This is a genomic window from Carnobacterium sp. (genome assembly GCF_032094055.1).
GTDB lineage: Bacteria > Bacillota > Bacilli > Lactobacillales > Carnobacteriaceae > Carnobacterium_A.
This window is the reverse complement of the sequence record NZ_DAMDAK010000127.1, coordinates 1-4,280: the sequence shown is the minus strand read 5'-3', so window position 1 is coordinate 4,280 and position 4,280 is coordinate 1. Positions and strand designations below refer to the sequence as shown.

Genomic DNA, 4,280 nt, shown 5'->3' with positions numbered 1-4,280 from the left:
CAATCCAAGCAGAAACCTTATTCCAAGCAGACGGTGGAACGTTCACGTTAACAACAGGCGGCGGCAGTGCAAATGCGCCAGCTAAAACAACTGAAAGTGGCGGATTTGAAGGACCAATGAGTAAAGGCGAACCTAACGCTCCTAGTGCAGAAACTCCGAATAAGGATACAGCGACGACTACAGAAAAAGATACAGCAACAGCTTCAGAAGATGCAGATACAACGACAGAAACAATCAGTAAAAAAGGATTGAAATCTGGAACAGAGTTGATCATCAACGGTGGAACCTTTACGATCGACTCCGCTGACGACAGTATCCATAGTAATGGAAATGTCACGCTAGCAGCTGGAACACTATCCGCTGCGACCGGTGATGATGGTGTGCATGCCGATGGCGATCTGTTGTTAAGTGGATCGGACCTCACGCTTACAGAAAGCTATGAAGGAATCGAAGGAAAAACCATCACAATAAGTGCAGGGAACATCGAAGTTACAGCCAGCGATGATGGGCTTAACGCTGCAGGCGGTGAAGAGGAAGAATCAGCGAGCAGTGATCAGAAAGGACAAGATTCGTTTGCTAGTAACAGTGCGAACAAAATTATGATATCTGGCGGTACGCTTACAGTAGATGCTGGAGGTGACGGTTTAGATTCAAATGGGACACTTGAAATCTCTGGCGGAACCACTACGGTCAGTGGACCAGAAAATGATGGCAACGGCACAATTGACTCGAATGGAGAAACTGTGATCACTGGTGGTACGCTGATGGGTGCCGGCAGTTCTGGAATGGCAGTCAGTTTTGCAGACACTTCTAGTCAAGCAAGCGTCTTGTACGGCTTTGAAACAACCTACCAAGCTGGCAGCAAGATTAAAATCAGCGATACAAATGGCGAAGAGCTTTTATCTTGGACAGCGGCTAAAGACTTCACTTCTGTTCAATTCAGTTCAGCTGATTTGATCGAGGGCGAAACCTATACGATAACGGTCGATGAAGATACTTTTGATGTAACGTTGGAAGGAATAGCAACAACTAGCGGTATTTCAACTGGGCAAATGGGCGGTATGCAGCCAGGTAATGCTGAGGGTGAAATGAAACGGCCGGATGAGAACAATATGGAAAGACCGGATTTTGGCAATATGGAGAAACCGAACTCTGAAGATATGCCTCAGTCAGATAGCAGTGAAAATGAAGAAGTAGAATAATCACTAAATGCATAATATTTAAGCTCGCACCCGTCGTTTATTTTGACGGGTGTTTTTGCATGAAACCTATAGATATACCTTATTCTAGTATATATTTTTCAAACAAAACGAAGTAGCAAACATAAAAATGTATTTGACAGTAGAATTGTTTTATGTTGTAATGGTTTACATGGCTAGGGTTGTTACTGGTAGTGCAGGCTAAACCAGCTGATTATTTATAGAATCATTCATTATCTAGATAGGTTCATTCTCGTTAAGGAGATTTAATGTTGTGAAAGTAAAAAAAATCATTAACAATAATATCGTTAAATCTGTTGATAGTGTAGGCAATGAAGTTTTAGTTATGGGCAAGGGAATTGGATTTCAGAAAAAAGTTGGCTCAGAAATCAATGATCAGTTGATTGAAAAAGTGTATACAAGCAACAAAGAGATCAGTTCGAATAAATTGATTCAAATGTTAGCAAATATTCGGTTAGAACATGTTCAAGTAGCCAATGAAATCATTAGTTTCGCTAAAGTTTCATTAGGTAAAAAGTTGAGTGAGAATATTTATTTTACACTGACAGACCATATTGATTATGCCATTGAACGCCACCAACAAGGAATACCCATCAAAAATGCATTGCTTTGGGAAATAAAACGATTTTATAACCATGAATATTTAATTGGTAAAGAAGCTTTGGCTATTATTGAGAAAAGAATTGGCATTGTCTTACCAGAAGATGAAGCAGGTTTCATTGCGCTACATATTGTTAATGCAGAATTAGATATGTCTAAGGTAAGTCAAGTAGCTGAAATGACACAAATCATTCAAAATATTGTTAATATTATAAAATACCATTATAAAATGGATTTGGACGAGTATTCTTTAAATTATGAACGATTCATTACTCATTTGAAATTTTTCGTTCAGCGCTTGTTTAGCGGTGTTGAATTAGAAGGGGATGAAGATGCCGGATTCTTGTTCATGTTAAAAGAAAAGTATAAAGATGAATATACGTGTGCTCTGCGAGTAAGAGATTATATTCTAAAAGAATTTGGCCGTGATTTAAAAGAAGATGAAATGATTTACCTAACGATACACATTAAGCGAATCACAAAAACCAAATAAGGATTGTTACTGGTGATGCAGGCTATACCTAAATGAATTCCTCAAAAGAGGAAGTTATTTAGGTATTTTTTTATTCAATTTTAGGAGGAAGAAAGAATGAATTATTCGGAGTTAGGAAAGACGATACTGGAAAATATTGGTGGGGAGAAAAACGTCTCTAATGTAACCCATTGTGCAACACGTTTGCGCTTTAATCTGAAAGATGATCAACTGCCAAATACGAATACATTAAAAGAAACTCCCGGAATCATGGGCGTTGTGAATAAAGGTGGACAATATCAAATTATTATTGGCAGTGATGTGGGGAATGTCTATAAAGAAATCACCAACTTAAGTAGTTCTTTATCTGGTGAACAAGGAAACGATGAAAAAGATGATCGGTCAATTGTAGCAAAAGTTATTGATACGATCACCGGTATTTTTACACCAATTTTGCCAGCAATCACAGCTGCAGGGATGCTTAAAGCAGTCCTTTCTGTGTTAGTCGTTTTTGGCGTTTTGGATGTAGAGAGCCAATCTTATCAGATATTGAATTTTATGAGCGATGCAGCTTTTTATTTCTTACCGATTTTATTAGCAGTCTCATCGGCACAAAAATTTAAAGCTAATATGTATTTAGCCATCATGTTAGGAGGAATCTTGCTTCATCCAAACTTTGTCACAATGGTTGGATTGGCCAAAGAAACTGGGGAAAGCATCCATTTATTTGGACTTCCTATTTCAGCCGTGACCTACTCTTCTTCAGTTATTCCGATCATTTTATCCGTTTGGCTGATGTCTTATATAGAACCCATAGCAGACCGAATCTCGCCCAATGCGATTAAATTTTTCAGCAAACCGTTGATTACGATTGCTGTAGTGGGAACAGCTAGTTTGGTACTTGTAGGTCCGATCGGTTTCTTTATCAGTGATGCCATATCTTCTGGAATCAATGCGTTAGAAACGCTTAGCCCGTGGTTGGTACCAACAATTATTGGAGCTTTTACCCCATTATTTGTTGCTACGGGTACACACTATGGCCTTGTTCCAATTGGGATCAACAACCGGATGACGACTGGATTTGATACAGTTATTTATCCAGGAATGTTAACGTCCAATGTGGCACAAGGAGCTTCCGCACTTGCAGTAGGTTTCAAAAGTAAAGACTCGAAAGTGAAACAATTGGCTTCTTCAGCAGGTTTGACAGCACTTTTTGGAATTACTGAACCAGCTTTATATGGAGTGAATTTACGATTCAAAACGCCTCTATATGCGGCTATGATCGGTGGCGGTGTCGGTGGACTTTTTGTAGGAATGACTAAAGTAAGAAACTTTTCTGGCGGGTCTCCTGGGTTGTTGACTCTTCCAAGTTATATTGGCGATAATACATTAAGCTATTTTTATTTAGCGTGTATTGGTGCAGCAATCAGTATTGTAGTTTCTTTTGCCGTCTCTTTCCTTCTATATAAAGACCCTGCTACTGAAGAAGATGCACTAGCAGATAAAGACCGTCCAGCTGTATCAAGCAATGATAAGGATGAAGCTATCCAAACAACAGTAAGCGGAGCTGAAGAAACGGTTGTCTCACCAATGAAAGGAGAAGCCGTTGCATTATCAGAAGTAGCAGATGGCATGTTTTCAGAAGAAATATTAGGAAAAGGTATAGCTATTTTGCGGAAGAAGGATTGGTAGTTTCGCCTATATCTGGTACTGTCACCGCTACATTTGATTCGAAACACGCAATTGGTCTAACAAGTGATAGCGGTATGGAACTATTGATTCATGTCGGCATTGACACAGTGCAGTTAAACGGAGAAGGTTACCGTTACTTTGTTGAAAAAGGACAGCACGTGCAAGTTGGCGATAAGCTGATTGAATTTGACTTAGACGGCATTGCTAAACAAGGGTTTCCGATTATTACGCCTGTGATTATTACAAATGCGGTTGATTATGAAGATATTATCAGTTCTGTAGGGTCTGCTGTAGTA

At 39.3% G+C, this 4,280-nt stretch carries 2 protein-coding genes and 1 pseudogene; all 3 read left to right on the top strand.

Annotation, left to right across the window (positions count from 1 at the left end):
- Positions 1-1,202, top strand: a 1,202-nt coding sequence (locus tag RT405_RS13040) for a carbohydrate-binding domain-containing protein (RefSeq protein WP_313470249.1), incomplete at its 5' end; no start/stop codon positions are given.
- Between the two features lie 271 nt (positions 1,203-1,473).
- Positions 1,474-2,313 carry a BglG family transcription antiterminator LicT gene (gene licT / locus RT405_RS13035; protein WP_313470248.1) on the top strand — a complete coding sequence of 280 codons (840 nt, stop codon included), beginning with the start codon at positions 1,474-1,476 and terminating at the stop codon, positions 2,311-2,313.
- Positions 2,314-2,409: 96 nt separating this feature from the next.
- Positions 2,410-4,280, top strand: a pseudogene (locus RT405_RS13030) (beta-glucoside-specific PTS transporter subunit IIABC); the annotation flags it as partial.